Origin of the sequence: Duncaniella sp. B8 (assembly GCF_005304985.1) — a bacterium.
Taxonomy (GTDB): Bacteria; Bacteroidota; Bacteroidia; order Bacteroidales; family Muribaculaceae; genus Duncaniella; species Duncaniella muris.
The window spans coordinates 599,022-621,327 of the sequence record NZ_CP040121.1; the positions used below are offsets into that span (position 1 = coordinate 599,022).

The window sequence follows — 22,306 nt, forward strand, 5'->3', positions numbered from 1 at the left end:
AGAAATTAGGCGTTGGTCACTTCTACCAAGTGGCGTACTGCTTTAACCATACCCATCACTGAGGGGGTGTCCTCAAGGACTACTGAGTGATGCATTTTTTTCAAGCCGAGGGCGTCGAGAGTGCGCTTCTGCACTGCGGGAGCGTTGATGCGGCTCTTAATCTGGGTGATTTTAATTTTTGCCATCTGATATATGGATGATTAGCCGTTAAACACATTGTCGATAGAGATACCGCGGTTCTGTGCAACCTGAGCGGGTGAGCGCATTTCGCCGAGGGCGGCGATGGTTGCCTTTACGAGGTTGTGAGGGTTGGAAGAACCCTTTGATTTTGCAAGGACGTCAGTCACGCCTACGCTCTCAAGAACGGCACGCATCGCACCACCGGCTTTTACACCGGTACCGTGGCTTGCGGGTTTGAGGATTACGCGTGAACCGCCGAATTTGGCGATCTGTTCGTGGGGGATTGTTCCGCGATGAACAGGAACCTTGATGAGGTTCTTTTTGGCAGCTTCAACGCCTTTTGCGATTGCGGCCTGAACTTCATTGGCTTTTCCGAGGCCCCAGCCTACGATGCCGTTTTCATTTCCGACAACAACGATGGCTGCGAAAGTGAATGTGCGGCCACCTTTGGTAACCTTGGTGACGCGGTTGATGGCGACGAGACGATCCTTGAGTTCGAGATCGTTGGTGGATTTAACTTTATTGTTCTTAGTAGCCATATTCTTTAGAATTTAAGGCCGCCTTTGCGTGCGGCGTCAGCCAATGATTTAACTCTGCCATGGAAAAGGTAGCCGTTGCGGTCGAAAACCACTTCGGTGATACCGGCTGCAAGAGCTTTCTGAGCGATAGCCTCGCCAACCTTGGCTGCGATTTCACACTTGGTGCCCTCTTCGATGCCCTTTGAAGATGAGGCGCAAAGAGTTGTGCCTGCGAGGTCGTCGATGAGCTGGACATAGATCTGCTTGTTGCTGCGGAAAACCGACATGCGGGGACGAGCGGCGGTGCCGGAAATCTTCCCGCGGATGCGGGCCTTGATTTTAGTTCTGCGTTGTATCTTAGAAACCATTTTTGAATCAATTTAATTATTTAGCACTTGCCGACTTACCCGACTTGCGACGGATAATTTCGCCCACAAACTTGATACCTTTGCCCTTGTAGGGTTCGGGCTTGCGGAGAGAGCGGATTTTGGCGCAAACCTGACCGAGAAGCTGCTTGTCATCGCTTTCGAGGATGATGAGCGGGTTTTTGTTACGCTCGCTCTTGGCCTCTACTTTCACTTCGGGGGGAAGCTTGATATATATGGCGTGTGAGTAGCCGAGCGAGAGCTCAAGCACCTGGCCGGTTGCGGCGGCGCGGTAACCCACACCTACTAATTCCATTTCCTTGCGATAGCCTGTGGAAACGCCGACAACCATGTTGTGGATGAGTGCGCGGTAGAGACCGTGCTGTGCGCGGTGTTCGCGATCGTCAGAAGGACGGGTGACAACGATGTGGCCGTCTTCGACTGCTACCTGGAGGTCGGAATTTACTTTCTGTGAAAGGGTGCCTTTGGGACCTTTTACGGTTACTGTGTTATCCTGGCCGACTGTTACCTGGACACCGGCGGGGATTTCAATGGGAGCTTTACCTATACGTGACATAATTTGTATCCTCCTTATTGATTAGTAAACGTAGCAAAGGACCTCGCCACCGATCTTGAGGTCGCGGGCCTTCTTGTTAGTCATCACACCCTTCGAGGTTGAGAGGATGGCGATGCCGAGTCCGTTCAACACACGAGGCATATCTTTGTAGCCGGTATAACGGCGGAGACCGGGACGCGAAACGCGCTCAAGGCTCTTGATTGCGTTGACCTTGTCAACGGGATCGTACTTGAGGGCGATCTTGATTGTGCCCGCGGGATTTTCGCCTTCCTCGAACTTGTAGTTGAGGATGTAGCCTTGTTCGAAGAGAATCTTTGTGATCTCTTTCTTCAAGTTTGAGGCAGGAATCTCGACCACGCGATGGTTGGCCTTGATTGCATTTCTCAATCTTGTCAGATAATCTGCTATAGGATCAGTCATTTTGAAAAATGTTTAAATTGATTGGGATTTTCCCAACAATATTTAATACTCACTGTGATTGGTCGGAGTTTGGTTGAGGGGAGAGAGAGGGAAAGAAGAGGACGACCGCGGGTGCCTGTCGGATGCCGGAGAGGGTCTGGAGTAACTTTTTCGGCTTTGACGATGGGCCTGACCGCTTAGAGGTAACGACTCTCTGGCCGTCGACTCTCTTGATGGGATCTGGACTGGTAAGGGGGATTTTTTACCAGGAAGCTTTCTTCACACCGGGGATGAGGCCGGCTGAAGCCATCTCGCGGAACTGGATACGCGAAATGCCAAACTGACGCATGTAGCCTTTGGGACGACCGGTGATCGAGCAACGGTTGTGAAGACGGACTGTAGAGGCGTTCTTGGGAAGAAGCTGGAGAGCTTCGTAGTCACCTGCGGCCTTGAGTTCGGCTTTCTTCTTGGCATATTTTGCGACGAGCTTTGCGCGTTTTACTTCGCGAGCCTTCATTGATTCTTTTGCCATAGCGGATGCTTAGTTTTTAGCGTTTTTGAAAGGGAGACCGAATTCCTTGAGAAGAGCATAACCTTCTTCGTCAGTGTTGGCTGAAGTAACGAAGGTGATGTTCATACCCATGAGCTTGCTGATCGAGTCGATGTTGATTTCGGGGAAGATGATCTGCTCAGTGATACCGAGGGTGTAGTTGCCACGGCCGTCGAGCTTGCTCTCGATACCCTTGAAGTCGCGGATACGGGGGAGGGCCACGCGGATGAGGCGTTCGAGGAATTCATACATTTTCTCACGACGGAGAGTAACCATCACACCGATGGGCATCTTCTTACGGAGTTTGAAGTTAGAGATGTCCTTGCGGGAGAGAGTAGCAACTGCTTTTTGGCCGGTGATGGCTGTGAGCTCGTTGATTGCTGTCTCGATGACTTTCTTGTCCTGAGTAGCTGCGCCAAGGCCCTGATTGATTACAATTTTCTTCAGCTTGGGCACCTGCATCGGAGTGGTGTAGCTGAATTTCTCGGTCAGGGCGGGAACGATGCGTTCCTGGTAGTCTTTTTTAACTGTCTGGGTGCTCATTACTTAATTTCCTCTCCTGATTTTTTAGAGATTCGTACTAATTCACCTTTCTCGTTGCGACGGCAGCTGATGCGGGTCGGCTTGCCAGATTTGGGGTCGATGAGAGAAAGATTGGAGATGTGGACGGGAGCTTCCATCTTGATGAGACCTCCCTGGGGATGCTGTGCGTTGGGCTTGGTGGCCTTGGTCACCATGTTGATGCCTTCAACGAGGGCTTTCTGCTTCTGCACGAGCACCTTGAGCACACGACCCTCCTTGCCACGGTCTTCGCCGGCAAGAACATAGACGATGTCGCCTTTTTTGATATGTGATTTGCTCATTACGTTTAATGTTTTTGACGGTTAAGAATGATTAGAGGACTTCGGGTGCGAGTGAGACGATTTTCATCTGGTTGGCAGCGCGGAGTTCGCGGGCTACGGGGCCGAAGATACGGGTTCCGCGGAGTTCGCCGGCGTTGTTGAGGAGCACACAGGCGTTGTCATCAAAACGGATATATGAACCGTCGGGACGGCGGATTTCCTTCTTGGTGCGGACAACCACTGCCTTCGACACTGTGCCTTTCTTAACGTCTGATGAAGGGATGACGCTCTTGACGGAAACGACAATGATGTCACCTACAGAGGCATAACGACGGCCGGTGCCACCCAGTACATGGATGCAGAGCGCTTCTTTTGCGCCACTGTTGTCGGCTACGGTTAAACGGCTTTCAGTCTGTATCATAGTTTACTTCACTTTTTCGATGATTTCCACGAGGCGCCAGCGTTTGGTCTTGCTGAGGGGACGAGTTTCCATGAGGCGTACAGTGTCGCCGATGGAACATTCATTCTTCTCGTCGTGGGCGTGATATTTCTTTGTTTTGTTGACAAATTTGCCATAAATGGGGTGCTTCTCTTTCCATTTCACCATTACAGTGATGGTCTTGTCACCCTTGTTGCTCGAAACAACCCCGATACGTTCTTTTCTTAAATTTCTCTTTTCCATTTTATTTAAGGGGGAGTTTATTTGTTGTTAAGTTCGCGCTGACGCAACTCGGTCTTGACGCGGGCGATAGCCTTGCGAGCATGTGTAATCTTAGCGGGGCTGTCAAGGGGCGAGATGGCGTGGTTGATCTTGAGCTGGGCATAGTCCTTCTCCATCACAGCCAGGCGGTCGCGGAGATCCTGAGTGCTCACTTCAGTGAATGATTCTTTCTTCATGACGGGTTACACATTTTGGGTTGGGTCATAGTCGCGGCGCACAACGAATTTTGTGGTCACGGGGAGTTTCTGAGCTGCGAGGCGGAGGGCTTCCTTAGCGATGTCGTAAGATACGCCTTCAACCTCTATGATTATGCGGCCGGGGGTTACGGGGGCTACGAATCCTTCGGGAGCACCTTTACCTTTACCCATTCGGACCTCTGCGGGTTTCTTGGTGATGGGTTTATCCGGGAAGATGCGGATCCAAATCTGTCCCTGACGCTGCATGTAACGGGTTACTGCAATACGGGCGGCTTCAATCTGGCGACCGGTGATCCACTTAGACTCCAGGGTCTTTATGCCGAACGAACCGAAGGCCAACTGGTTGCCACGCTGCGCAATGCCTTTCATGCGGCCTTTTTGCGCGCGGCGAAATTTGGTTTTCTTGGGTTGTAACATTGTTTTGTTGAATCAATTGTGGGTTTAACGGTTGTTTTTGGGTTTGCGGAAACCGCCGCGACGGGGAGCGCCATTTGAAGCTGCACCGCGAGATTCCTTCTGGTTTGAAGTGTACTGGGGAGCCAAGTCACGCTTGCCGTAAACTTCGCCACGGCAGATCCAAACCTTCACACCGATCACACCTACCTTTGTGTGGGCTTCGACCAGTGCGTAGTCGATGTCGGCACGGAGTGTGTGGAGCGGAGTACGGCCTTCCTTGAACATTTCCGAACGAGCCATTTCTGCGCCGTTGAGACGGCCTGAGATCTGAACCTTGATGCCTTCGGCACCGGCGCGCATTGTAGAGGCTACTGCCATCTTGACTGCACGGCGATAGGCGATCTTGCCTTCGATCTGGCGGGCGATGGTCGATGCTACGATCTGAGCGTCGAGTTCGGGGCGTTTTACTTCATAGATGTTGATCTGGACATCCTTGTCGGTGATCTTCTTGAGCTCTTCTTTCAGCTTGTCGACTTCAGAGCCGCCCTTGCCGATGATCAGACCGGGGCGTGAAGTGCAGACAGTGATGGTGATGAGCTTCATGGTGCGCTCGATGACGATGCGCGAAACGCTTGACTTTGCAAGGCGGACATTGAGATACTTGCGGAGTTTTGAGTCCTCAAGCAGAGTATCGCCGTATTTCTTACCGCCATACCAGTTAGAGTCCCATCCACGGATAACTCCCAAGCGATTGCTGATTGGATTTACTTTCTGTCCCATTTGTTAAGCTTTAGCGTTTTTGTTATCAATTGTGTCAACAATCAATGTGACGTGGTTTGCGCGTTTGCGGATACGATAGCCGCGGCCTTGGGGAGCGGTGCGCAGACGCTTGAGCATAGGAGCACAGTTTACAAAGATAGTGCTGATGTAAAGCTCGCCGGCGTCGGCTTTACGTTCGTTTTTAGCTTCCCAGTTTGCGATAGCCGAACGGAGGAGCTTTTCGAGGCGGGCAGCCGCTTCCTTATTAGAGAACTTAAGGATGCCGAGCGCACGGTTAACCTCTACGCCGCGCACCATGTCAGCGACAAGGCGCATTTTGCGGGGCGAGGTGGGGATGTTGGTGAGCTTTGCGAAAGCTACCGTTTTCTGTTCGGCTTTCCTGAGGTCGGCTGAATTTCTTTTTCTTACACCCATTTTATTGTAATTCTTTTCTTTTTTACAAATGAATTAGTTATATCAGGGCCCAATTTATTTCTTGCGGTTACCGGAGTGACCACGGAAGGTACGTGTGGGAGCGAACTCGCCAAGCTTGTGGCCTACCATGTTTTCAGTAACGTAGACAGGGATAAATTTGTTACCGTTGTGAACTGCGAAAGTGTGTCCTACAAATTCGGGGGCGATCATTGATGCACGGCTCCAAGTCTTGATAACCGATTTCTTACCGCTCTCTTCCATTGCAGCGACCTTCTTTTCGAGCTTCACGCTGATAAAGGGGCCTTTTTTTAATGAACGACTCATGATAAGTGTTGCTAATGTTAAATCAGATTACTTTTTTCTTCTTTCAATAATGTACTTCGAAGAATGTTTCTTCGGGGCACGAGTCTTGAGACCCTTAGCGTAGAGGCCCTTGCGAGAACGGGGATGACCACCTGAAGCGCGGCCTTCACCACCACCCATCGGGTGATCGACAGGGTTCATTACTACGCCGCGGTTGCGGGGACGACGGCCGAGCCAGCGTGAACGGCCGGCTTTGCCGGAGCGTTCGAGTGAGTGCTCGGAGTTGCCGACAACGCCAACAGTGGCGCGGCATGCGGCGAGGATCTTGCGGGTTTCACCCGAAGGTAATTTAACGATGGCGTAGGTGCCTTCACGCGAGATCAGCTGGGCGAATGTGCCTGCCGAGCGGGCCATGAAAGCGCCCTGGCCAGGACGCAACTCAATGTTGTGGATGAGCGTACCTACAGGGATGTTGGCCAGCGGGAGGCAGTTACCTACCTCAGGCTGGGCATCAGCGCCTGAAAGAAGCACATCACCAACTTTTAAGCCGTTGGGTGCAATGATATAGGCTTTAGCACCGTCTTTGTAGTAAAGGAGGGCGATGCGGGCCGAACGGTTAGGATCGTACTCGATGCTCTTTACTACAGCGGGAACACCGTCTTTGGTTCTCTTAAAGTCAATGATGCGGTATTTGCGCTTGTGGCCACCACCAAGGTAGCGGGTGGTGAGATGACCTTCGGCGTTACGGCCGCCGGAGGCTTTTTTACCGACTGTAAGAGATTTTTCCGGTGTAGTAGCAGTGATGGTACCTTTGAATACACCGATAACTTTGTGTCTCTGCCCCGGTGTTGTGGGCTTGAATTTTCTTACTGCCATTTTATTTAGATATTGCTATAGAAGTCAATATTCTGTCCTTCGGCAAGGGTTACAAGTGCTTTTTTCCAAGCGGTGGTCTTGCCACGGAGCAGACCGCTCTTGGTCCAGCGAGACTTGTTCTTGCTGCGGACATTGATGGTGTTTACGCGGACTACTTTCACGCCGTAGAGATTCTCGACGAGCGACTTGATCTGATACTTGTTAGCCTCAGGAGAAACGGCGAAGGTGTAACGGTTCAGCTTCTCGATGAGATTGTTTGCCTTCTCTGTTACGATGGGTTTGATTGAAATTTCCATTGTCTATGTTTTCTCGTATATGAGGTTAAAGTTTGTTAATGAAATCAAGGCTACTCTCCGTGAGGATGACAGCGTTAGAGTTCATGAGCGCGTAAGTGTTAAGCGCCGAAGCGTCGATGGTTTTGGCATCGGGCACATTTCGGGCAGACAAAGTTACGTTTTTATTCTGACCCGGTAAAACGAGGAGCACCTTTTTGCCTTCAACTTTAAGATTTTTAGTAAAATTTACAAAATCTTTAGTTTTCGGAGCTTCGAAGTTGAAGTCTTCAACGACGATGAGCTGTGAATCCTGTACTTTATAGGTCAACGCACTTTTGCGGGCGAGCGCTTTCACTTTCTTATTCAACTTGAAGCGGTAGTCACGGGGACGGGGACCGAAAACACGTCCGCCACCGACAAGTACCGGAGAGTTGATGTCACCGATACGGCTGCCGCCGCCGCCTTTCTGCTTGTGGAGCTTGCGGGTAGAACCTGAAACTTCACTACGTTCTTTGGACTTGTGAGTACCCTGACGCTGGTTGGCGAGATACTGCTTCACATCGAGATAAACGGCGTGCTCGTTTGCATCTACTGCAAAAACTTCGTCGCTGAGCTGTGCTTTGCGACCGGTGTCTTCACCTTTGATATTGTAAATTGCGACTTCCATTATTTCTCAATTAAAACGATTGAACCTTTACTTCCGGGGATTGAGCCCTTGATGAGGAGCAGATTGTGGTCTGCGATCACTTTGAGCACCTGGAGGTTTTGAATTGTCACTTTCTCGTTGCCCATCTGGCCTGCCATACGCATTCCTTTGAATACTTTAGCGGGGTAAGAGCAGGCGCCGACCGAACCGGGAGCGCGAAGGCGGTTGTGCTGACCATGAGTGCTCTGGCCTACGCCACCGAAACCGTGACGTTTTACCACACCCTGGAAGCCTTTACCCTTCGAGGTACCCTGAATGTCAACGAAGTCATTCTCGTTGAAGAGATCGACTGTGATGGTATCACCGAGTTTGTACTCGCCGTCAAATCCTTTGAACTCGGCCAAGTGGCGCTGGGGAGCTACTCCGGCTTTTTTGAAGTGACCGGCCATAGGGGCAGTGGTGTGCTTGTCTTTCTTTTCAGTGAAACCAAGCTGCACGGCCTCGTAACCGTCTTTTTCAGCCGTTTTAATCTGAGTAACTACGCAGGGGCCTACTTCGATAACAGTGCACGGCACATTCTTGCCGTCGGCACTGAAAACGGATGTCATTCCGATTTTCTTTCCTAATAATCCTGGCATTTCTCTTTGATTTAAAAATGTGAACTGATTGTGGGAGTTGTTTGTGATTACTTGAATCCTTTGATGTCTGAGTGTTTAATGATCAGACTTTGATTTCTACTTCTACGCCTGAGGGGAGTTCGAGTTTCATCAGCGCGTCTACGGTCTTGCCGGTAGAGTTGTGGATGTCGATCAGACGCTTGTAGGACGAGAGCTGGAACTGCTCGCGCGATTTCTTGTTGACGAAGGTCGAACGGTTGACGGTGAAAACGCGACGGTGGGTGGGCAGGGGAATAGGTCCGCTGATCACAGCACCTGTTGCTTTTACGGTCTTCACAATCTTCTCAGCCGACTTGTCAACCAAGTTGTAGTCGTAGGATTTAAGTTTGATTCTGATTGTTTGGTCCATATCTTTGTTGAATGAAAGTGTTTGTCTTACTTGATGAGGTCAACACGGCCCTGGCATTCGGTGAGCACGTTCTTTGCGATCGAGTTGCTTACCTCTGCATAGTGGCTGAATGTCATGGTCGATGTTGCACGGCCTGAAGTGATTGTACGGAGGGCTGTCACATAACCGAACATTTCGGCAAGAGGAGCCTTGGCCTTCACGATGCGTGCGCCAGAACGGCTGGTTTCCATACCTTCAACCTGACCGCGACGCTTGTTGAGGTCACCAATAACATCACCCATGCTTTCTTCGGGAGTTACTACCTCTACTTTGAAGATCGGTTCGAGAAGCACGGGACCGGCTTTTTCAGATGCTTTCTTGAATGCCTGGATGGCACAAAGCTCGAATGAAAGCTGGTCAGAGTCAACCGGGTGGAAAGAACCGTCGATGACTGTAACCTTGAGCTGATCTACGGGGAAGCCGGCGAGCACACCGTTCTTCATAGCTGCGGTGAAACCTTTCTGGATAGAGGGGATGAATTCCTTGGGAATGTTACCGCCCTTGACTTCATCGACAAACTGGAGGTTTCCTTCGAAGCCTTCGTCAACTGGTTCTACACGAACGATGATATCGGCGAACTTACCGCGGCCACCGGTCTGCTTCTTGAACACCTCGCGAAGCTCTACAGGCTTGGTGATAGCTTCCTTGTAAGTAACCTGCGGACGGCCCTGGTTACATTCAACCTTGAATTCGCGACGGAGACGGTCGATGATGATATCGAGGTGAAGCTCACCCATACCTGAGATGACTGTCTGTCCGGTTTCTTCGTTTGTCTCAACGCGGAAGGTGGGGTCTTCTTCTGCAAGCTTCTGCAGGCCGACACCGAGTTTGTCAAGGTCTTTCTGAGTTTTGGGTTCAACTGCGATACCGATAACGGGATCGGGGAATTCCATTGCTTCAAGTACGATAGGATGATTTTCGTCGCAAAGGGTGTCACCGGTGCGGATATCTTTGAAACCTACGCCAGCGCCGATATCGCCGCAGTCGATAGATTCTTTTGCATTCTGCTTGTTGGAGTGCATCTGGAACAGACGGCTGACACGTTCCTTTTTACCTGAACGGCTGTTGAGGACGTAGCTACCGGCTACAACATCACCTGAGTAGACACGGAAGAAGGTCAGACGGCCTACATAGGGGTCAGTGGCAATCTTGAATGCGAGAGCACACATGGGTGCGTCTGATGAAGGCTCGCGGGTCTCAACCTTGTCGGGATCTTCAGGATTTGTTCCTTCAACGGCACCTGAGTCAACGGGGCTGGGGAGATATGCGCAGACAGAGTCAAGGAGACACTGTACACCTTTGTTCTTGAATGAAGAACCGCAGATCATGGGAACGACTTCCATCTTGAGAGTTGCGTTGCGGAGAGCGCGACGAATTTCTTCCTCAGTGATGGTAGAAGGATCGTCGAAGTACTTCTCCATAAGAGCGTCATCGAATTCGGCGATCTTTTCGAGCATCTTGTCACGCCATTCTTCAGCCTCTTCAGCGAGACCGGCGGGGATTTCCTCTAAGGTATAGTCAGCACCCATTGATTCATCGTGCCAAAAGATAGCCTTCATCTGGATGAGGTCAACCACACCCTTGAAAGTTTCTTCAGCTCCGATAGGTATCTGAATGGGACAGGGATTTGCTCCGAGAACATCCTTAAGCTGGCGGACAACTTCAAAGAAGTTCGCGCCCGAACGGTCCATCTTGTTCACATAACCGATACGGGGCACATTGTATTTGTCAGCCTGGCGCCATACGGTTTCAGACTGGGGTTCAACACCACCTACGGCGCAGAAAGTAGCTACCGCACCGTCAAGCACACGGAGCGAACGTTCAACTTCCACAGTGAAGTCAACGTGTCCCGGAGTGTCAATAAGGTTGATCTTGAACTGATCGCCGGCATACTTCCAGAAAGTGGTGGTAGCGGCAGAAGTAATTGTGATACCACGTTCCTGTTCCTGTTCCATCCAGTCCATAGTGGCAGCGCCATCGTGAACTTCGCCGATCTTGTGAGTAAGACCGGTGTAGAAAAGAATACGCTCGGAAGTTGTGGTCTTACCGGCATCGATGTGAGCCATGATACCGATATTACGCGTATATTTTAAATGTGCGTCTGATTTAGCCATTTTGATTTGTGTGAATCTAAATGAATGAAATTAATATAGGCTTAGAAACGGAAGTGAGCGAATGCGCGGTTAGCCTCGGCCATCTTGTGCATATCTTCCTTGCGCTTGTAAGCACCGCCCTGGTCGTTGAATGCGTCTACGATTTCGGCAGCGAGCTTCTCAGCCATTGTCTTGCCACCGCGCTTGCGGGCGTAGAGGATCAGGTTTTTCATCGAGATAGATTCCTTGCGGTCGGGACGGATTTCAGTAGGAACCTGGAATGTCGCACCACCGACACGACGTGACTTAACCTCTACCTGAGGAGTCACATTTTCAAGAGCTTTTTTCCAAATCTCAAGAGCGGTTTTCTCTTCATTGGGAAGTTTGTTCTTCACGAGATCGAGAGCGGAGTAGAAAATAGTATAAGAAGTATTCTTCTTTCCGTCATACATCAGGTGGTTGACGAATTTCGACACTCTCACATCATTAAACACGGGATCGGGAAGAATCACCCGCTTCTTAGGTTTTGCTTTTCTCATTTTTTGAGGAAATGTTTTGTTTTTGGTTGCTTGGTTGCTGCATCTTTAATCTTCAACGGCCGCCCCTCCGGGCGCCATTTACTCAACCTGTGATTTAGCCTTCCAGTCAAATCAAAAACGAGGGTTTAACGACTCTGTTTTTAATTTAATTTTTGTCTTCAGAAAAGGGCTTGCGCTTAATTACTTCTTCGCAGCCTTGGGACGCTTGGCACCATACTTGCTGCGACGCTGAGTACGGTCCTTAACGCCGCTGGTATCGAGCGTGCCGCGAACGATGTGATAACGCACACCGGGAAGGTCTTTCACACGACCACCGCGTACAAGCACGATTGAGTGTTCCTGAAGATTGTGGCCTTCACCGGGGATGTAGCTGTTGACTTCCTTACCGTTGGTCAGGCGCACACGAGCCACCTTACGCATAGCCGAGTTAGGCTTTTTGGGAGTGGTGGTGTACACACGCACACACACGCCACGACGCTGGGGGCATGAATCAAGTGCGGGTGACTTGCTCTTATCTTCAAGAGCCACGCGACCTTTTCTTACTAATTGCTGAATAGTAGGCATCTTGCTTTCTTTTGATTTATTTAATAATGAATAGTAGTATATTTGACTGTTTATTACGCGCTTCCCGCCATCAACCCCGCTAATTACCAAGTAGTTAACGCAGCCGTGACGACAAGCCGTTCTTAAAAGCGATGCAAAATTACAACTTATTTTCCTAACTACCAAACATTTCCAAAATAATTTTCGCATCACCGGATTTGCGCCGGATTTGCGCTAATTTTTCATCTGAACCGTGCAAAAAATCCGCAGCATCCTCACGGCCGGATGCCATGCGGCAAGCCCACACTCACAATCGCACCCCAAATGCAACCACAACCCTTATTTTATTTTTTCGCTTCTTTATTGTGTTTTTCCTACATAACCATTAATTTTGCACCTTAAATAAAAACACGGCCGTTTCCACGGCCCAATACGTTAAAAAGCCAAGCCACCATAAATCAATGGAAAGAAAATTCAAGCGAACCCTCATCACCACAGCCCTGCCCTATGCCAACGGGCCTGTGCATATCGGACATCTTGCCGGCGTATATGTTCCGGCCGATATTTATGCCCGCTATCTGCGTATGCGCGGCCAGGACGTAGTCATGGTCGGCGGCAGCGATGAACACGGTGTGCCCATCACACTCCGTGCCAGAAAAGAAGGCATCACCCCGCAACAGGTCGTAGACCGCTACCACAACATCATAAAAGATTCGCTTGAAGAACTCGGAGTAAGCTTCAATATCTATTCAAGAACCACTTCCGAACTCCATCACAAGACTGCTTCCGAATTTTTTCGCCACCTTTATGATAAAGGCGAATTCTCCGTGCAGACCGCACAGCAGCCATATGATGAAAAAACCGGAGAATTTCTCGCCGACCGTTATGTGGTCGGCACCTGCCCGCGCTGTCACAATGAAAACGCCTACGGTGACCAGTGCGAAGCCTGCGGCTCATCGCTCAACGTCACTGACCTCATCAATCCCCGTTCGGCCCTCACAGGCGAACCGGTGAAAATGCGCGAGACCACCCACTGGTATCTCCCCCTTGACAAGTGGGAACCCAAACTGCGCGAATGGATACTTGAAGGCCACAAAGAATGGAAAACAAACGTCTACGGACAGTGCAAATCATGGCTTGATGCCGGACTCCAGCCCCGTGCCGTGAGCCGCGACCTCAACTGGGGTGTGCCCGTTCCGGTTGAAGGAGCTGAAGGTAAAGTGCTCTACGTATGGTTCGACGCTCCGATCGGCTATATCTCCAATACCAAGGAACTCCTCCCTGACTCATGGGAAAAATACTGGAAAGATCCGGAAAGCCGCATCATCAACTTCATCGGCAAAGACAACATCGTCTTCCACTGCATCGTCTTCCCCTCGATGCTGATGGCCTACGGCGATAACTTCCAGCTGCCCGACAACGTCCCGGCCAACGAATTCCTTAACCTCGAAGGCGACAAGATCTCCACGTCACGCAACTGGGCCGTGTGGCTTCACGAATATCTCAATGACTTCCCCGGCAAGCAGGATGTGCTTCGCTATGTTCTCACCGCCAACGCACCTGAGACAAAGGACAACGACTTCACATGGGCAGACTTCCAGGCCCGCAACAACAACGAACTCGTGGCCATCCTCGGCAACTTCGTGAACCGCGCAATGGTTCTGACCCACAAATATTTCAACGGTGAAGTTCCGGCCGCAGGAATGCTGACAGAAACCGACACCCTCCTTGCAACCGAACTCGGCACCGCCACAGAGGCCCTGACAGCCGCACTTGAGACATTCCATTTCCGCGAAGCCCTCAAGCAGGCCATGGAAATAGCCCGTCTCGGCAACCGCTATCTGCAGGAAACCGAACCCTGGAAACTCGCCAAGACCGACATGGAGCGCGTGAAGACAATTCTCAACATAGCTCTCCAGCTCTGCGCCAACATCGCTGTGGCATTCGAGCCCTTCACTCCTTTCATGTCTGAAAAGCTCGCCAAGATGCTCGGCCTCAGCGGAAAACTCACATGGGACATGCTCGGAAAGCTTGACATCATTTCCGCCGGCACCACACTCGCCACTCCCGAACTGCTTTTCGACAAAATCGAAGACAGCCAGATCGAAGCCCAGCTCAAACGCCTCGCCGATACAAAGAAAGCCAACGAAGCAGCCGCCTGGAAAGCAGAGCCTCAGGCCAAGGATGTGGAATTCGACACCTTCGCCGCCTGTGATCTCCGAGTGGGCACCGTACTTGAATGCGTGAAAGTCCCCAAGGCCGACAAACTCCTGCGCTTCCTCATTGACGACGGATTGGAAAAACGCACCATTGTTTCAGGCATAGCCAAATACTACAAGCCCGAAGAACTGGTAGGCAAACAGGTCTGCTTCATAGCCAACCTCCCTCCCCGCAAACTCAAAGGCATTGTGTCTGAAGGCATGATTCTTTCTGCCGAGAACTCCGACGGTTCCATAGTGCTTCTCAGCCCCTCGGCTGCAGTAGCTCCCGGCGCCAAGATCGGCTAAGGCTCATGCGCCGACCGTCCCCACACAGCAATATGAAATCCGAGAGGGTTGGGCTTCCCTCCCCTCCCGGATTTTTCAATTCTCCCCCCAAAAGCATTCTTTATCAACAGGTCGTTTAAAAAACAACAGTTAAATGACAGCCAGAAGAAAACCACGACTCCTGATCATATACACAGGCGGAACGATCGGAATGATCGAAAATCCAGAAACCCATGCCCTGCAGCCTTTTGACTTCTCGCACCTCATAGACAATGTGCCCAAAATCAAGATGCTCGACTATCATATCGACAACATCCAGTTCACCCCGATAGACTCAAGCGATATGAATCCGTCAGGATGGGCGGAGATATCAAATGCCATAGCCTCGCATTATGACGAATATGACGGTTTCGTAGTTCTCCACGGCACCGACACAATGGCCTACACGGCCTCGGCTCTTTCATTCATGCTCGGCAATCTCCACAAGCCGGTCATTATCACCGGCTCGCAGCTCCCCATCGGAGAAGTGCGCACCGACGGAGAAGAAAACCTCATAACCGCCCTGCAGATTGCAGCCGCCACTACTTTTGACGGGTCTCCGATGGTCCAGGAAGTAGCTATCCTGTTCGAGAACTATCTCTGGCGCGGAAACCGCTCTACCAAAATGAGTGCCGACAACTTCAATGCCTTCAAGAGCAACAACTATCCGCAGCTGGCAAAAATAGGCCTTGGAATACACTTTTCAGAAGAGGCTCTGTGGCGTCCAAAAGCAAAGACACCTTTGCAGCTCAACACCCGCATGGACTCCAACGTGATGTTTATCGAGCTCTACCCCGGCATGACACAGCAGACCCTCCGCTATCTTCTGAACGCTCCTGGAGTAAAGGGCATTGTACTGCGCACATACGGAGCAGGCAACGCTCCGACAGCCGGATGGTTTATCGAGGAAATAGCTCAGGCAGTGCAACGGGGAGTAGTGATTGTCAATGTCACTCAGTGCGTGAACGGAGGTGTGCACCACAGGCGCTACGTGGCAGGCGACAAGCTGGCCAACGCAGGTGTGATTTCCGGCCATGACATGACCTCAGAAGCAGCAATAACCAAACTGATGTATCTGTTCGGCCTCGGACTGACACCTTCAGCCGTGGCTACACGCCTTAACACTGATCTCTGCGGCGAGGTCACACTGTAGCCGCGCCGCAAAAACGTCAGTCATACCCGTTTTCAAAATCAAATTCCAGCTGTCGCGGATCATAGACCGTCCGTGAGGAACTTCCATGTTCCGGCATCGAGACAGAAAGGCCCACAAGCCTAACCTGCCGTCCGACCACCGGCGCCAGAGCCAGCAGGCGTATAGCCGCCTGGGCGATGAGATCTTTGTTCTGATAGGCGTGTGGAGCAGTATGGCTGCGTGAACACTGGCTGAAATCGCTGAATTTCAATTTAAGCGTCAGCGTACAGCCGCGGAACACACTGCGTCCTATCCTCCAGACAAGTTCTTCTGCCAGATCAGAGATCACCTGCTCGATCTCTCCGACGGTCACAAGATCTTCCTGAAGAGTGATCTCGCAGCCGACCGATTTCCGCGTCCACAGCGGCTCCACGGGTCTATTGTCGATCCCGCGGGCAAACTGATAGAAAATCCTCCCGGACTTCCCGAATTCATGACTCAGCAGTTCGGCTGAACAGGCTGCAAGCTGTTCGCCGTTCCAGATACCAAGAGCATGCATCCTTGCGGCCGTGACGGGCCCCACACCCCAGAAATCTTCCACCGGAATCCTGCGTATAAAATCAAGAGCCTGCGAGGGATGGATGGTACACAGGCCGTCGGGCTTCCGATAGTCAGAAGCTATCTTAGCCAGAAACTTATTGTAAGAGACTCCGGCGGAAGCTGTCAGCCCAAGTCGCTCACGGATCTTGCTCTTGATCTCTCTGGCGATATTGACAGCCATCGGTTCACCTGCCTTATTGACAGTCACGTCAAGAAAAGCCTCGTCAAGAGATATCGGCTCGACGATATCGGTATATTCATGAAAAATCTCATGCATAGCTGCCGACACCTTTTTATATACATCGAATCTCGGTTTCACAAAAACGAGTCCCGGACAGATTTTCGCTGCCCGCATCGACGGCATGGCCGATCTTACGCCGAATCGCCTCGCCTCATAGCTCGCAGCCGCTACCACACCGCGCCCCTCGGCATGGCCGACGGCTATAGGCACTCCTCTCAGTTCAGGATTGTCACGCTGCTCGACTGACGCATAGAACGCATCCATATCAATATGGATGATCTTACGTATTTCACCCAGTTCAGAGACGTCCCTGGTCATTGTAGGAATAAAATTCGTTTCGCGCTATTATCACATGATCAAGCACTTTGATTCCGAGATAATCGGCTCCGACCTTGATTCTCTGAGTCAGACGGTCATCCTCACCGCTCGGAAGCGGATTCCCGGAAGGATGATTATGAACCAGTATTATCCCTTCGGCAAGACAGTCGAGCGCCCGTTTTAGAAGCAGCTTCACATCCACCACCGTGGCGGCCGTGCCTCCCTGCGATATGCAACGCTTGAACTTCACGCGGTTACTCCTTGAGAGCATCATCACCCAGAATTCCTCATAGTCAAGATGAGCCATAAGCGGCTGCATTATATCCTTGACATCCTCGCTCGACCTGATCAGCGGCTCTGCGGCACCGGCCATCTGCTCACGGTTACGGCGGCCGAGTTCAAAAGCCGCGGCAAGGCATACGGCTTTGGCCGGACCGACTCCTTTGTATTTCGACATCATCTCCTGCATACTCATGCGGGCAAGGTTGTCGACCCGCTGGTCACAGTCATGCAGAATGCCACGCGCCATGTCGACCACCGACATGCCCGGCAGTCCACCACCAAAAATCAATGCCACAAGTTCGGCATCGCTCAGCGAGCGTATGCCGTTTGCAAGCGCTTTCTCACGCGGCTTGTCGTCGTCATTCAGATCATGAATGCGGGTCGGGACAAAAGGTGTCTGGTCATTCATCGCTTCTACTTCCCTTTTCTCATTAAAATCTCTTCCTCGACGTCACGTCCGCGCCCAAGCACTATCTTGAGGAAGTATGCTTTCAGAAAACCGCAGCCGTAGCCACAGATCTGGATGACGCTCGCAGGCAAAGCCTTGACCGCAATCACCGGCGAGCGGGTTGACACAAGCGCACTGACGAATATGGCAATAAGATACAACCCCAGCGGCAGCAGGAACCACGGAGAGACTGCCGCTGACAGCACCACAAGCACCAGCCCTATGATCACAGCCAGGGCAGGAAGAGCATGAACCACTTTCAGCGACCCCGGATAGAGCAGCTTGAGGGTGATGCGCGACATGCCGAACACATAGACCTGACGAAGGAATTTTCTGAAATCAACACGCCTCTTGTGGTAGACATAAGCTGGACGGATCAAGGCTATCGAAAAGCCAGCATTACGGATTCTAGTCGACATGTCTATATCCTCTGAAAACATTTCACGGAAGCCCCCCACCCTTTCATAGACTCTGCGCGAAAAACCCATGTTGAATGTGCGCGGCACAAACTTTTCAAGGCTCATCTTCCCGCCACGGATTCCGCCGGTGGTCAGAAACGAGGTCATGGCGAAATTGATGGCCTTCTGAGTCGAGGTGAACGACGAGTGAGCCGAGTCCGGACCGCCGAAACAGTCTACGGGCTTTGCATCCAGCTCGCGGCTAAGAACAGCGAAGTAATCCTCCGGGATCACACAGTCGCTGTCAAAGAAAATGAAATAATCGCCTGCGGCCCGCTCCATTCCATAGTTGCGGGCAATCGAACGGCCTTCATTCTCCTTGTAGAAATATCTGACACGCAGATTTTCCACGCTTTCAGCTTCGGCCTGGCATCTGTCTGTCGACCCGTCCTCCACTATCACGACCTCGAAATTCTTCAAGGTCTGACGGCTGAGACTTTCCAGCAGATCACGGACCTCATCAATACGGTTATAGACCGGTACTATTACCGAAAAACGCACCTTTTCATCCATCAGCTCATGCGGTTTTTATAATCATTATAATCGAAACGGCGCAGATAAGTGCAATTGCCATCAGAGTCGCAAAGCACCATAGCAGGATGCTGTATGCCATTGAACATAGAGGTCTTCACTGTAGTATAGTGGTTCATATCCTCAAGCGTGAGGCGATCACCGGCTTTCAGTGGCTCCCGGAAACACCAGTCGCCCACATAGTCACCGCTCAGGCAGGAATTTCCGCCAAGCCTATAGCGCGGCAGCCCCTCCGCTTCCGGAACACTTTCGGTGATGGCCGGCTTATAAGGCATCTCAAGGCAGTCAGGCATGTGGCAGGCGAAACTTGCGTCGATGACAGCCGTTTTCACTCCTTGGTTCTCAACCACATCAAGCACTTCGGTGATCAGATCGCCGGTGCGCCAGGTGAAAGCACTTCCCGGCTCCATAACTACCTGCAGCCACGGATAACGCCCACGGAAATCTTTCAGAAGCCCGATCAGATGGTCCACGTCATAGCCCTCGCGCGTCATCAGATGACCACCGCCGAAGTTGACCCACTTCAGCTGACTGAAATACATTCCGAACTGATCCTCGAAAGCGGCAAGCACCTTTTCAAGATCATAGCTCGAACTCTCGCACAAAGCATGGAAATGCAGACCCTCGATCCCGGCAGGCAATACTCCGGCAAGCTGATCGGCGGTCACTCCGAAACGCGAACCGGGAAGAGCCGGATTGTAGATCTCAGTCTCGATGACCGAGCACTGCGGATTGACTCTCAGTCCGGGCGACACTCCGGCCGCCAGAGTCTTGGCGCCATACTTTTCCCACTGACCGAGAGAGTTGAAGGTCAGATGAGTGGCACGTGAAAGAAACTCACTTATCGTGGCCTCGGTATAGACCGGACAGTAGACATGCGCCTCACCTCCGAGCTCTTCATTGCCAAGCCGGAGCTCGTTGAGCGAACTGGCGGTAAAATCGCGGTTATACTCCCTGATTATAGGGAATGTACGCCACAAGGCATTGGCCTTGAAAGCCATGATGATATTCACACCGGCCTCACGCTCCACTCTGTTGATCAGCGACAGGTTGCGGCGCAATTTATCTTCATATACTATATAATAAGGTGTAGCGATCTCGTCTGCTTTCATCTCATATTGTTTTTGGTATGGTGGTTACTCGGTTCCGACTATTGAAAATTTCGCAAACTTCAGCATCAGGGTGCGAGTGTCGGTATTCTCGAACTTCACTGTGATTCTCGGATCGGGCCCTGCGGTGTCGATATTGACAATCGCACCACGGCCGAACTTGGCATGTTCTATGACCGTTCCCTCCGCCACTTCGCTCACCGAATGAAGGGCATATCTGACATCGCTCGCAGGCTTTCCGGCAGACGGCTGCATCTGTCCGGGCCGTCTGAATGACTGCGGCGCGCCTGACGAAGGCTGAACCTTGCGCAGCGAGTTCAGACTGCGGGCTGAGCCGGCCATTGATGCCGTATAATTTACCGTCGGGCGCACCTTCGGAGCATCGTCTCCAAGATTGTCATTGGTGGCAAGACGCAGATAGCGCTGATCTATATCTCTGAGGAAGCGCGACGGGCGGCAGCTGACCGTCTGACCGTTGCGGAAACGCGATCCGGCATATGTCAGCATGCAGAATTTTTTCGCTCTCGTCATAGCCACATACATCAGACGGCGCTCCTCTTCGATCTGGGCCGGTGAATCCTGAGCCATAGCCGACGGAAAAAGCTCTTCCTCAACTCCGACCACAAACACATTATTGAATTCCAGCCCCTTTGCAGCATGGACAGTCATCAGAGTCACGCGCTCCTCGCTTGCGTCGCCGGAATCCGAATCCTGGTCAGTGGCAAGCGAGACCTCCGCCATAAAATCGGCGAGCGACATGCTGTCACTCCCCTCCTCCACACGGGTCTCCACAAAGCCCTTCACGCCTGAAATCAGTTCCTGAAGGTTTTCCTGTTTCGAAAGATTTTCAGGTGTGCTGTCGTGGAGATACATCTTCAGCATCTCAGTACGTTCTATGATCCTGGTGGCCAGTTCAAGCGCATCGGCCCCCTTGCGGTCAGCCTGCACGAATTCAGTTATCAGACCGGCAAATCTGTCGAGTTTACGCAAAGTCCCGGCATTGAGACCGGCCGGATACCTGTCAGGCTCCTGAATCACAGTCCAGAGGCTTACGTTGCCGTCAATCGCTGCACGTGTCAGCTTGGCGAGAGTTGTCTCCCCGATGCCTCGCGCCGGGAAATTGATCACACGTCTCAGCGCCTCGTCATCATCAGGATTCAAAGCCAGACGGAAATAGGCAATGGCGTCCTTTACCTCCTTGCGCTGGTAGAACGACAGACCACCGTAAATCCTGTAAGGCACATTGCGTTTTCTCAAAGCCTCTTCCAGCACACGGCTCTGGGCATTGGTACGATATAGTATGGCGAATTCATCGGCACTGTCGCCGCTCGTCATTTTCAGCTGCGACAGCCGCGAAGCCACCTGATAGGCCTCCTCGAAATCGCTATAGCACTTGACCACCTCTATCAGCGCCCCGGTCTCGTTCTCTGAATAAACGGTTTTGGGTATCTGCTCGCTGTTCTTGTCGATAAGTGAACCGGCGGCATTGATGATGTTACGTGTCGAGCGATAGTTGCGTTCGAGTTTAAAGATAGACAGTGCAGAATACGTCTTTCTCAGATCAAGGATATTGCGGATATTGGCACCCCGGAACGAGTAGATGCTCTGGGCATCGTCGCCGACCACACAGAGCCTGCCGCTTTCGCGTGTAAGCTGGGTCACTATCACGTGTTGCGCGAAATTCGTGTCCTGATACTCGTCGACAAGCACATAGCTGAAAAACTCCCGATAGTGGCGGAGCACATCCGGATTGTCGCGCAACAGTACATTGGTATAATAGAGCAGATCGTCAAAATCCATAGCCCCGGCCACCACGCAACGGTCGCGATAGGCTCTGTAGACCGCATAGAGTTCGGGGCGTTTGGCTCTCGCATCGGCTTCCATCACATCGCGGCTCAGCGCATAGTCTTCAGGCGAGACAAGTGCGTTCTTGGCACCGGAAATGGCCGAAAGCACAGCCGACGGCTTGTAGATCTTATCGTCAAGCTGCATATCCTTTATGATAGTCTTGACAAGCGATTTACTGTCGGCGCTGTCATAGATCGTGAAATTGCTTTTGAATCCTATCAGTTCGGCATTGGCGCGGAGAATACGCGCAAAGATCGAATGAAAGGTACCCATCCACAGTTTCGAAGCCACAGCGCCGCCCACAAGCTGCTCCACACGCTCGCGCATCTCTTTGGCAGCCTTGTTCGTAAAGGTCAGAGCAAGAATCCGCCACGGCTCATAGCCGAGGCGGAGTAGATGAACTATCTTATAGGTTAGCACACGGGTCTTGCCTGAGCCGGCTCCCGCTATCACAAGCTGAGGTCCGTCGCAATACTCTACTGCGGCCCGCTGCTGTTCGTTGAGTTCATCAAGATAATTTTCGTCCATCAATATC

Annotated in this window: 30 protein-coding genes; 2 read left to right on the top strand and 28 right to left on the bottom strand. The window is 51.6% G+C overall.

The genetic code is table 11. From position 1 onward, the window contains the following. Positions 1-5 precede the first annotated feature (5 nt). The 23 genes from rpmD to rpsL form a co-directional block, all read right to left on the bottom strand. Complete coding sequence (gene rpmD, locus FDZ78_RS02760) at positions 6-185, bottom strand: 50S ribosomal protein L30 (RefSeq protein WP_107031228.1); 180 nt, start codon at positions 183-185, stop codon at positions 6-8. A gap of 15 nt (positions 186-200) precedes the next feature. After that, positions 201-719 carry a 30S ribosomal protein S5 gene (gene rpsE, locus FDZ78_RS02765; RefSeq protein WP_136409046.1) on the bottom strand — a complete coding sequence of 173 codons (519 nt, stop codon included), beginning with the start codon at positions 717-719 and terminating at the stop codon, positions 201-203. A gap of 5 nt (positions 720-724) precedes the next feature. Beyond that, positions 725-1,066 carry a 50S ribosomal protein L18 gene (gene rplR, locus FDZ78_RS02770; protein ID WP_107031226.1) on the bottom strand — a complete coding sequence of 114 codons (342 nt, stop codon included), beginning with the start codon at positions 1,064-1,066 and terminating at the stop codon, positions 725-727. Positions 1,067-1,082: 16 nt separating this feature from the next. Beyond that, entirely contained in the window at positions 1,083-1,640 is a 558-nt protein-coding gene (gene rplF, locus FDZ78_RS02775; RefSeq protein WP_123398558.1) for a 50S ribosomal protein L6, read from the bottom strand. 21 nt (positions 1,641-1,661) lie between these two features. Continuing rightward, on the bottom strand, positions 1,662-2,060 hold the full coding sequence (gene rpsH / locus FDZ78_RS02780; RefSeq protein WP_107031224.1) for a 30S ribosomal protein S8: 399 nt from the start codon (positions 2,058-2,060) through the stop codon (positions 1,662-1,664). Positions 2,061-2,301: 241 nt separating this feature from the next. Then, positions 2,302-2,571, bottom strand: coding sequence for a 30S ribosomal protein S14 (rpsN, locus tag FDZ78_RS02785; RefSeq protein WP_107031223.1), 270 nt, complete (start codon positions 2,569-2,571; stop codon positions 2,302-2,304). 9 nt (positions 2,572-2,580) lie between these two features. Further along, complete coding sequence (rplE, locus tag FDZ78_RS02790; RefSeq protein ID WP_107031222.1) at positions 2,581-3,132, bottom strand: 50S ribosomal protein L5; 552 nt, start codon at positions 3,130-3,132, stop codon at positions 2,581-2,583. Next, a complete protein-coding gene (gene rplX, locus FDZ78_RS02795; RefSeq protein WP_107031221.1) occupies positions 3,132-3,452 on the bottom strand; it encodes a 50S ribosomal protein L24 in 321 nt (106 codons plus the stop codon). The genes rplE and rplX overlap by 1 nt, the downstream gene beginning before the upstream one ends. Before the next feature lie 31 nt (positions 3,453-3,483). Next, the gene (gene rplN, locus FDZ78_RS02800) at positions 3,484-3,852 is read right to left on the bottom strand and encodes a 50S ribosomal protein L14 (protein ID WP_107031220.1); all 369 of its coding nucleotides are present in this window, start codon (positions 3,850-3,852) and stop codon (positions 3,484-3,486) included. Between the two features lie 3 nt (positions 3,853-3,855). Further along, a complete protein-coding gene (gene rpsQ / locus FDZ78_RS02805; protein ID WP_107031219.1) occupies positions 3,856-4,113 on the bottom strand; it encodes a 30S ribosomal protein S17 in 258 nt (85 codons plus the stop codon). Between the two features lie 17 nt (positions 4,114-4,130). Next, positions 4,131-4,328: a 50S ribosomal protein L29 gene (gene rpmC / locus FDZ78_RS02810; protein WP_107031218.1), complete on the bottom strand. Its 198-nt coding sequence runs from the start codon at positions 4,326-4,328 to the stop codon at positions 4,131-4,133. Positions 4,329-4,334: 6 nt separating this feature from the next. Then, positions 4,335-4,766 (bottom strand): 50S ribosomal protein L16, encoded by a 432-nt coding sequence (gene rplP / locus FDZ78_RS02815; RefSeq protein ID WP_107031217.1) that lies wholly within the window; start codon positions 4,764-4,766, stop codon positions 4,335-4,337. 24 nt (positions 4,767-4,790) lie between these two features. Continuing rightward, complete coding sequence (gene rpsC, locus FDZ78_RS02820; RefSeq protein WP_107031216.1) at positions 4,791-5,525, bottom strand: 30S ribosomal protein S3; 735 nt, start codon at positions 5,523-5,525, stop codon at positions 4,791-4,793. Positions 5,526-5,528: 3 nt separating this feature from the next. Further along, a complete protein-coding gene (gene rplV / locus FDZ78_RS02825) occupies positions 5,529-5,939 on the bottom strand; it encodes a 50S ribosomal protein L22 (protein WP_107031215.1) in 411 nt (136 codons plus the stop codon). Between the two features lie 54 nt (positions 5,940-5,993). Then, positions 5,994-6,263, bottom strand: a complete 270-nt coding sequence (gene rpsS / locus FDZ78_RS02830; protein WP_107031214.1) for a 30S ribosomal protein S19 — start codon at positions 6,261-6,263, stop codon at positions 5,994-5,996. A gap of 27 nt (positions 6,264-6,290) precedes the next feature. Then, complete coding sequence (gene rplB / locus FDZ78_RS02835) at positions 6,291-7,118, bottom strand: 50S ribosomal protein L2 (RefSeq protein ID WP_107031213.1); 828 nt, start codon at positions 7,116-7,118, stop codon at positions 6,291-6,293. Positions 7,119-7,123: 5 nt separating this feature from the next. Further along, positions 7,124-7,414 carry a 50S ribosomal protein L23 gene (rplW, locus tag FDZ78_RS02840; RefSeq protein WP_107031212.1) on the bottom strand — a complete coding sequence of 97 codons (291 nt, stop codon included), beginning with the start codon at positions 7,412-7,414 and terminating at the stop codon, positions 7,124-7,126. 25 nt (positions 7,415-7,439) lie between these two features. After that, positions 7,440-8,060, bottom strand: a complete 621-nt coding sequence (gene rplD, locus FDZ78_RS02845; protein WP_123398560.1) for a 50S ribosomal protein L4 — start codon at positions 8,058-8,060, stop codon at positions 7,440-7,442. After that, a complete protein-coding gene (gene rplC / locus FDZ78_RS02850) occupies positions 8,060-8,677 on the bottom strand; it encodes a 50S ribosomal protein L3 (RefSeq protein WP_107031210.1) in 618 nt (205 codons plus the stop codon). The genes rplD and rplC overlap by 1 nt, the downstream gene beginning before the upstream one ends. An 82-nt stretch (positions 8,678-8,759) precedes the next feature. Then, entirely contained in the window at positions 8,760-9,065 is a 306-nt protein-coding gene (gene rpsJ, locus FDZ78_RS02855) for a 30S ribosomal protein S10 (protein WP_107031209.1), read from the bottom strand. A 26-nt stretch (positions 9,066-9,091) separates the two neighbouring features. After that, positions 9,092-11,218: an elongation factor G gene (gene fusA / locus FDZ78_RS02860; protein WP_107031208.1), complete on the bottom strand. Its 2,127-nt coding sequence runs from the start codon at positions 11,216-11,218 to the stop codon at positions 9,092-9,094. Between the two features lie 41 nt (positions 11,219-11,259). Beyond that, a complete protein-coding gene (rpsG, locus tag FDZ78_RS02865) occupies positions 11,260-11,736 on the bottom strand; it encodes a 30S ribosomal protein S7 (RefSeq protein ID WP_107031207.1) in 477 nt (158 codons plus the stop codon). Between the two features lie 180 nt (positions 11,737-11,916). Then, positions 11,917-12,300, bottom strand: coding sequence for a 30S ribosomal protein S12 (rpsL, locus tag FDZ78_RS02870; protein WP_016562585.1), 384 nt, complete (start codon positions 12,298-12,300; stop codon positions 11,917-11,919). Positions 12,301-12,740: 440 nt separating this feature from the next. On the opposite strand from rpsL, the gene metG reads away from it, so the two are divergent. Next, the gene (gene metG, locus FDZ78_RS02875; protein ID WP_124075593.1) at positions 12,741-14,786 is read left to right on the top strand and encodes a methionine--tRNA ligase; all 2,046 of its coding nucleotides are present in this window, start codon (positions 12,741-12,743) and stop codon (positions 14,784-14,786) included. A 133-nt stretch (positions 14,787-14,919) separates the two neighbouring features. Beyond that, positions 14,920-15,957: an asparaginase gene (locus tag FDZ78_RS02880; protein ID WP_107031205.1), complete on the top strand. Its 1,038-nt coding sequence runs from the start codon at positions 14,920-14,922 to the stop codon at positions 15,955-15,957. A 16-nt stretch (positions 15,958-15,973) separates the two neighbouring features. On the opposite strand, the gene dinB is transcribed toward FDZ78_RS02880, so the two are convergent. The 5 genes from dinB to FDZ78_RS02905 are packed head-to-tail and all read right to left on the bottom strand — an operon-like array spanning position 15,974 to position 22,299. Further along, positions 15,974-17,095 (bottom strand): DNA polymerase IV, encoded by a 1,122-nt coding sequence (gene dinB, locus FDZ78_RS02885; RefSeq protein WP_123399985.1) that lies wholly within the window; start codon positions 17,093-17,095, stop codon positions 15,974-15,976. Beyond that, on the bottom strand, positions 17,076-17,786 hold the full coding sequence (gene radC, locus FDZ78_RS02890; RefSeq protein ID WP_107031203.1) for a DNA repair protein RadC: 711 nt from the start codon (positions 17,784-17,786) through the stop codon (positions 17,076-17,078). The genes dinB and radC overlap by 20 nt, the downstream gene beginning before the upstream one ends. Before the next feature lie 5 nt (positions 17,787-17,791). After that, positions 17,792-18,796: a glycosyltransferase gene (locus FDZ78_RS02895; protein WP_107031202.1), complete on the bottom strand. Its 1,005-nt coding sequence runs from the start codon at positions 18,794-18,796 to the stop codon at positions 17,792-17,794. Further along, positions 18,796-19,926, bottom strand: a complete 1,131-nt coding sequence (gene nspC / locus FDZ78_RS02900) for a carboxynorspermidine decarboxylase (RefSeq protein ID WP_136409047.1) — start codon at positions 19,924-19,926, stop codon at positions 18,796-18,798. The genes FDZ78_RS02895 and nspC overlap by 1 nt, the downstream gene beginning before the upstream one ends. 24 nt (positions 19,927-19,950) lie before the next feature. Further along, positions 19,951-22,299: an ATP-dependent helicase gene (locus tag FDZ78_RS02905; protein ID WP_136409048.1), complete on the bottom strand. Its 2,349-nt coding sequence runs from the start codon at positions 22,297-22,299 to the stop codon at positions 19,951-19,953. Positions 22,300-22,306: the final 7 nt, after the last annotated feature.

Coding starts and splice junctions, on each gene's coding strand:
- rpsJ (WP_107031209.1), bottom strand. CDS start 9,065: ATGGACCAAACAATCAGAATCAAACTTAAATCCTACGACTACAACTTG.
- dinB (WP_123399985.1), bottom strand. CDS start 17,095: ATGACCAGGGACGTCTCTGAACTGGGTGAAATACGTAAGATCATCCAT.
- rplP (WP_107031217.1), bottom strand. CDS start 4,766: ATGTTACAACCCAAGAAAACCAAATTTCGCCGCGCGCAAAAAGGCCGC.
- rpsC (WP_107031216.1), bottom strand. CDS start 5,525: ATGGGACAGAAAGTAAATCCAATCAGCAATCGCTTGGGAGTTATCCGT.
- rplN (WP_107031220.1), bottom strand. CDS start 3,852: ATGATACAGACTGAAAGCCGTTTAACCGTAGCCGACAACAGTGGCGCA.
- rplV (WP_107031215.1), bottom strand. CDS start 5,939: ATGGGTGTAAGAAAAAGAAATTCAGCCGACCTCAGGAAAGCCGAACAG.
- rpmD (WP_107031228.1), bottom strand. CDS start 185: ATGGCAAAAATTAAAATCACCCAGATTAAGAGCCGCATCAACGCTCCC.
- rpsL (WP_016562585.1), bottom strand. CDS start 12,300: ATGCCTACTATTCAGCAATTAGTAAGAAAAGGTCGCGTGGCTCTTGAA.
- rpsG (WP_107031207.1), bottom strand. CDS start 11,736: ATGAGAAAAGCAAAACCTAAGAAGCGGGTGATTCTTCCCGATCCCGTG.
- rplR (WP_107031226.1), bottom strand. CDS start 1,066: ATGGTTTCTAAGATACAACGCAGAACTAAAATCAAGGCCCGCATCCGC.
- nspC (WP_136409047.1), bottom strand. CDS start 19,926: ATGAAAGCAGACGAGATCGCTACACCTTATTATATAGTATATGAAGAT.
- radC (WP_107031203.1), bottom strand. CDS start 17,786: ATGAATGACCAGACACCTTTTGTCCCGACCCGCATTCATGATCTGAAT.
- rplX (WP_107031221.1), bottom strand. CDS start 3,452: ATGAGCAAATCACATATCAAAAAAGGCGACATCGTCTATGTTCTTGCC.
- rpsN (WP_107031223.1), bottom strand. CDS start 2,571: ATGGCAAAAGAATCAATGAAGGCTCGCGAAGTAAAACGCGCAAAGCTC.
- rpsH (WP_107031224.1), bottom strand. CDS start 2,060: ATGACTGATCCTATAGCAGATTATCTGACAAGATTGAGAAATGCAATC.
- rpsE (WP_136409046.1), bottom strand. CDS start 719: ATGGCTACTAAGAACAATAAAGTTAAATCCACCAACGATCTCGAACTC.
- rpmC (WP_107031218.1), bottom strand. CDS start 4,328: ATGAAGAAAGAATCATTCACTGAAGTGAGCACTCAGGATCTCCGCGAC.
- rpsQ (WP_107031219.1), bottom strand. CDS start 4,113: ATGGAAAAGAGAAATTTAAGAAAAGAACGTATCGGGGTTGTTTCGAGC.
- rplB (WP_107031213.1), bottom strand. CDS start 7,118: ATGGCAGTAAGAAAATTCAAGCCCACAACACCGGGGCAGAGACACAAA.
- rplD (WP_123398560.1), bottom strand. CDS start 8,060: ATGGAAGTCGCAATTTACAATATCAAAGGTGAAGACACCGGTCGCAAA.
- rplF (WP_123398558.1), bottom strand. CDS start 1,640: ATGTCACGTATAGGTAAAGCTCCCATTGAAATCCCCGCCGGTGTCCAG.
- rpsS (WP_107031214.1), bottom strand. CDS start 6,263: ATGAGTCGTTCATTAAAAAAAGGCCCCTTTATCAGCGTGAAGCTCGAA.
- rplE (WP_107031222.1), bottom strand. CDS start 3,132: ATGAGCACCCAGACAGTTAAAAAAGACTACCAGGAACGCATCGTTCCC.
- metG (WP_124075593.1), top strand. CDS start 12,741: ATGGAAAGAAAATTCAAGCGAACCCTCATCACCACAGCCCTGCCCTAT.
- rplC (WP_107031210.1), bottom strand. CDS start 8,677: ATGCCAGGATTATTAGGAAAGAAAATCGGAATGACATCCGTTTTCAGT.
- fusA (WP_107031208.1), bottom strand. CDS start 11,218: ATGGCTAAATCAGACGCACATTTAAAATATACGCGTAATATCGGTATC.
- rplW (WP_107031212.1), bottom strand. CDS start 7,414: ATGGAAATTTCAATCAAACCCATCGTAACAGAGAAGGCAAACAATCTC.
- FDZ78_RS02880 (WP_107031205.1), top strand. CDS start 14,920: ATGACAGCCAGAAGAAAACCACGACTCCTGATCATATACACAGGCGGA.
- FDZ78_RS02905 (WP_136409048.1), bottom strand. CDS start 22,299: ATGGACGAAAATTATCTTGATGAACTCAACGAACAGCAGCGGGCCGCA.
- FDZ78_RS02895 (WP_107031202.1), bottom strand. CDS start 18,796: ATGGATGAAAAGGTGCGTTTTTCGGTAATAGTACCGGTCTATAACCGT.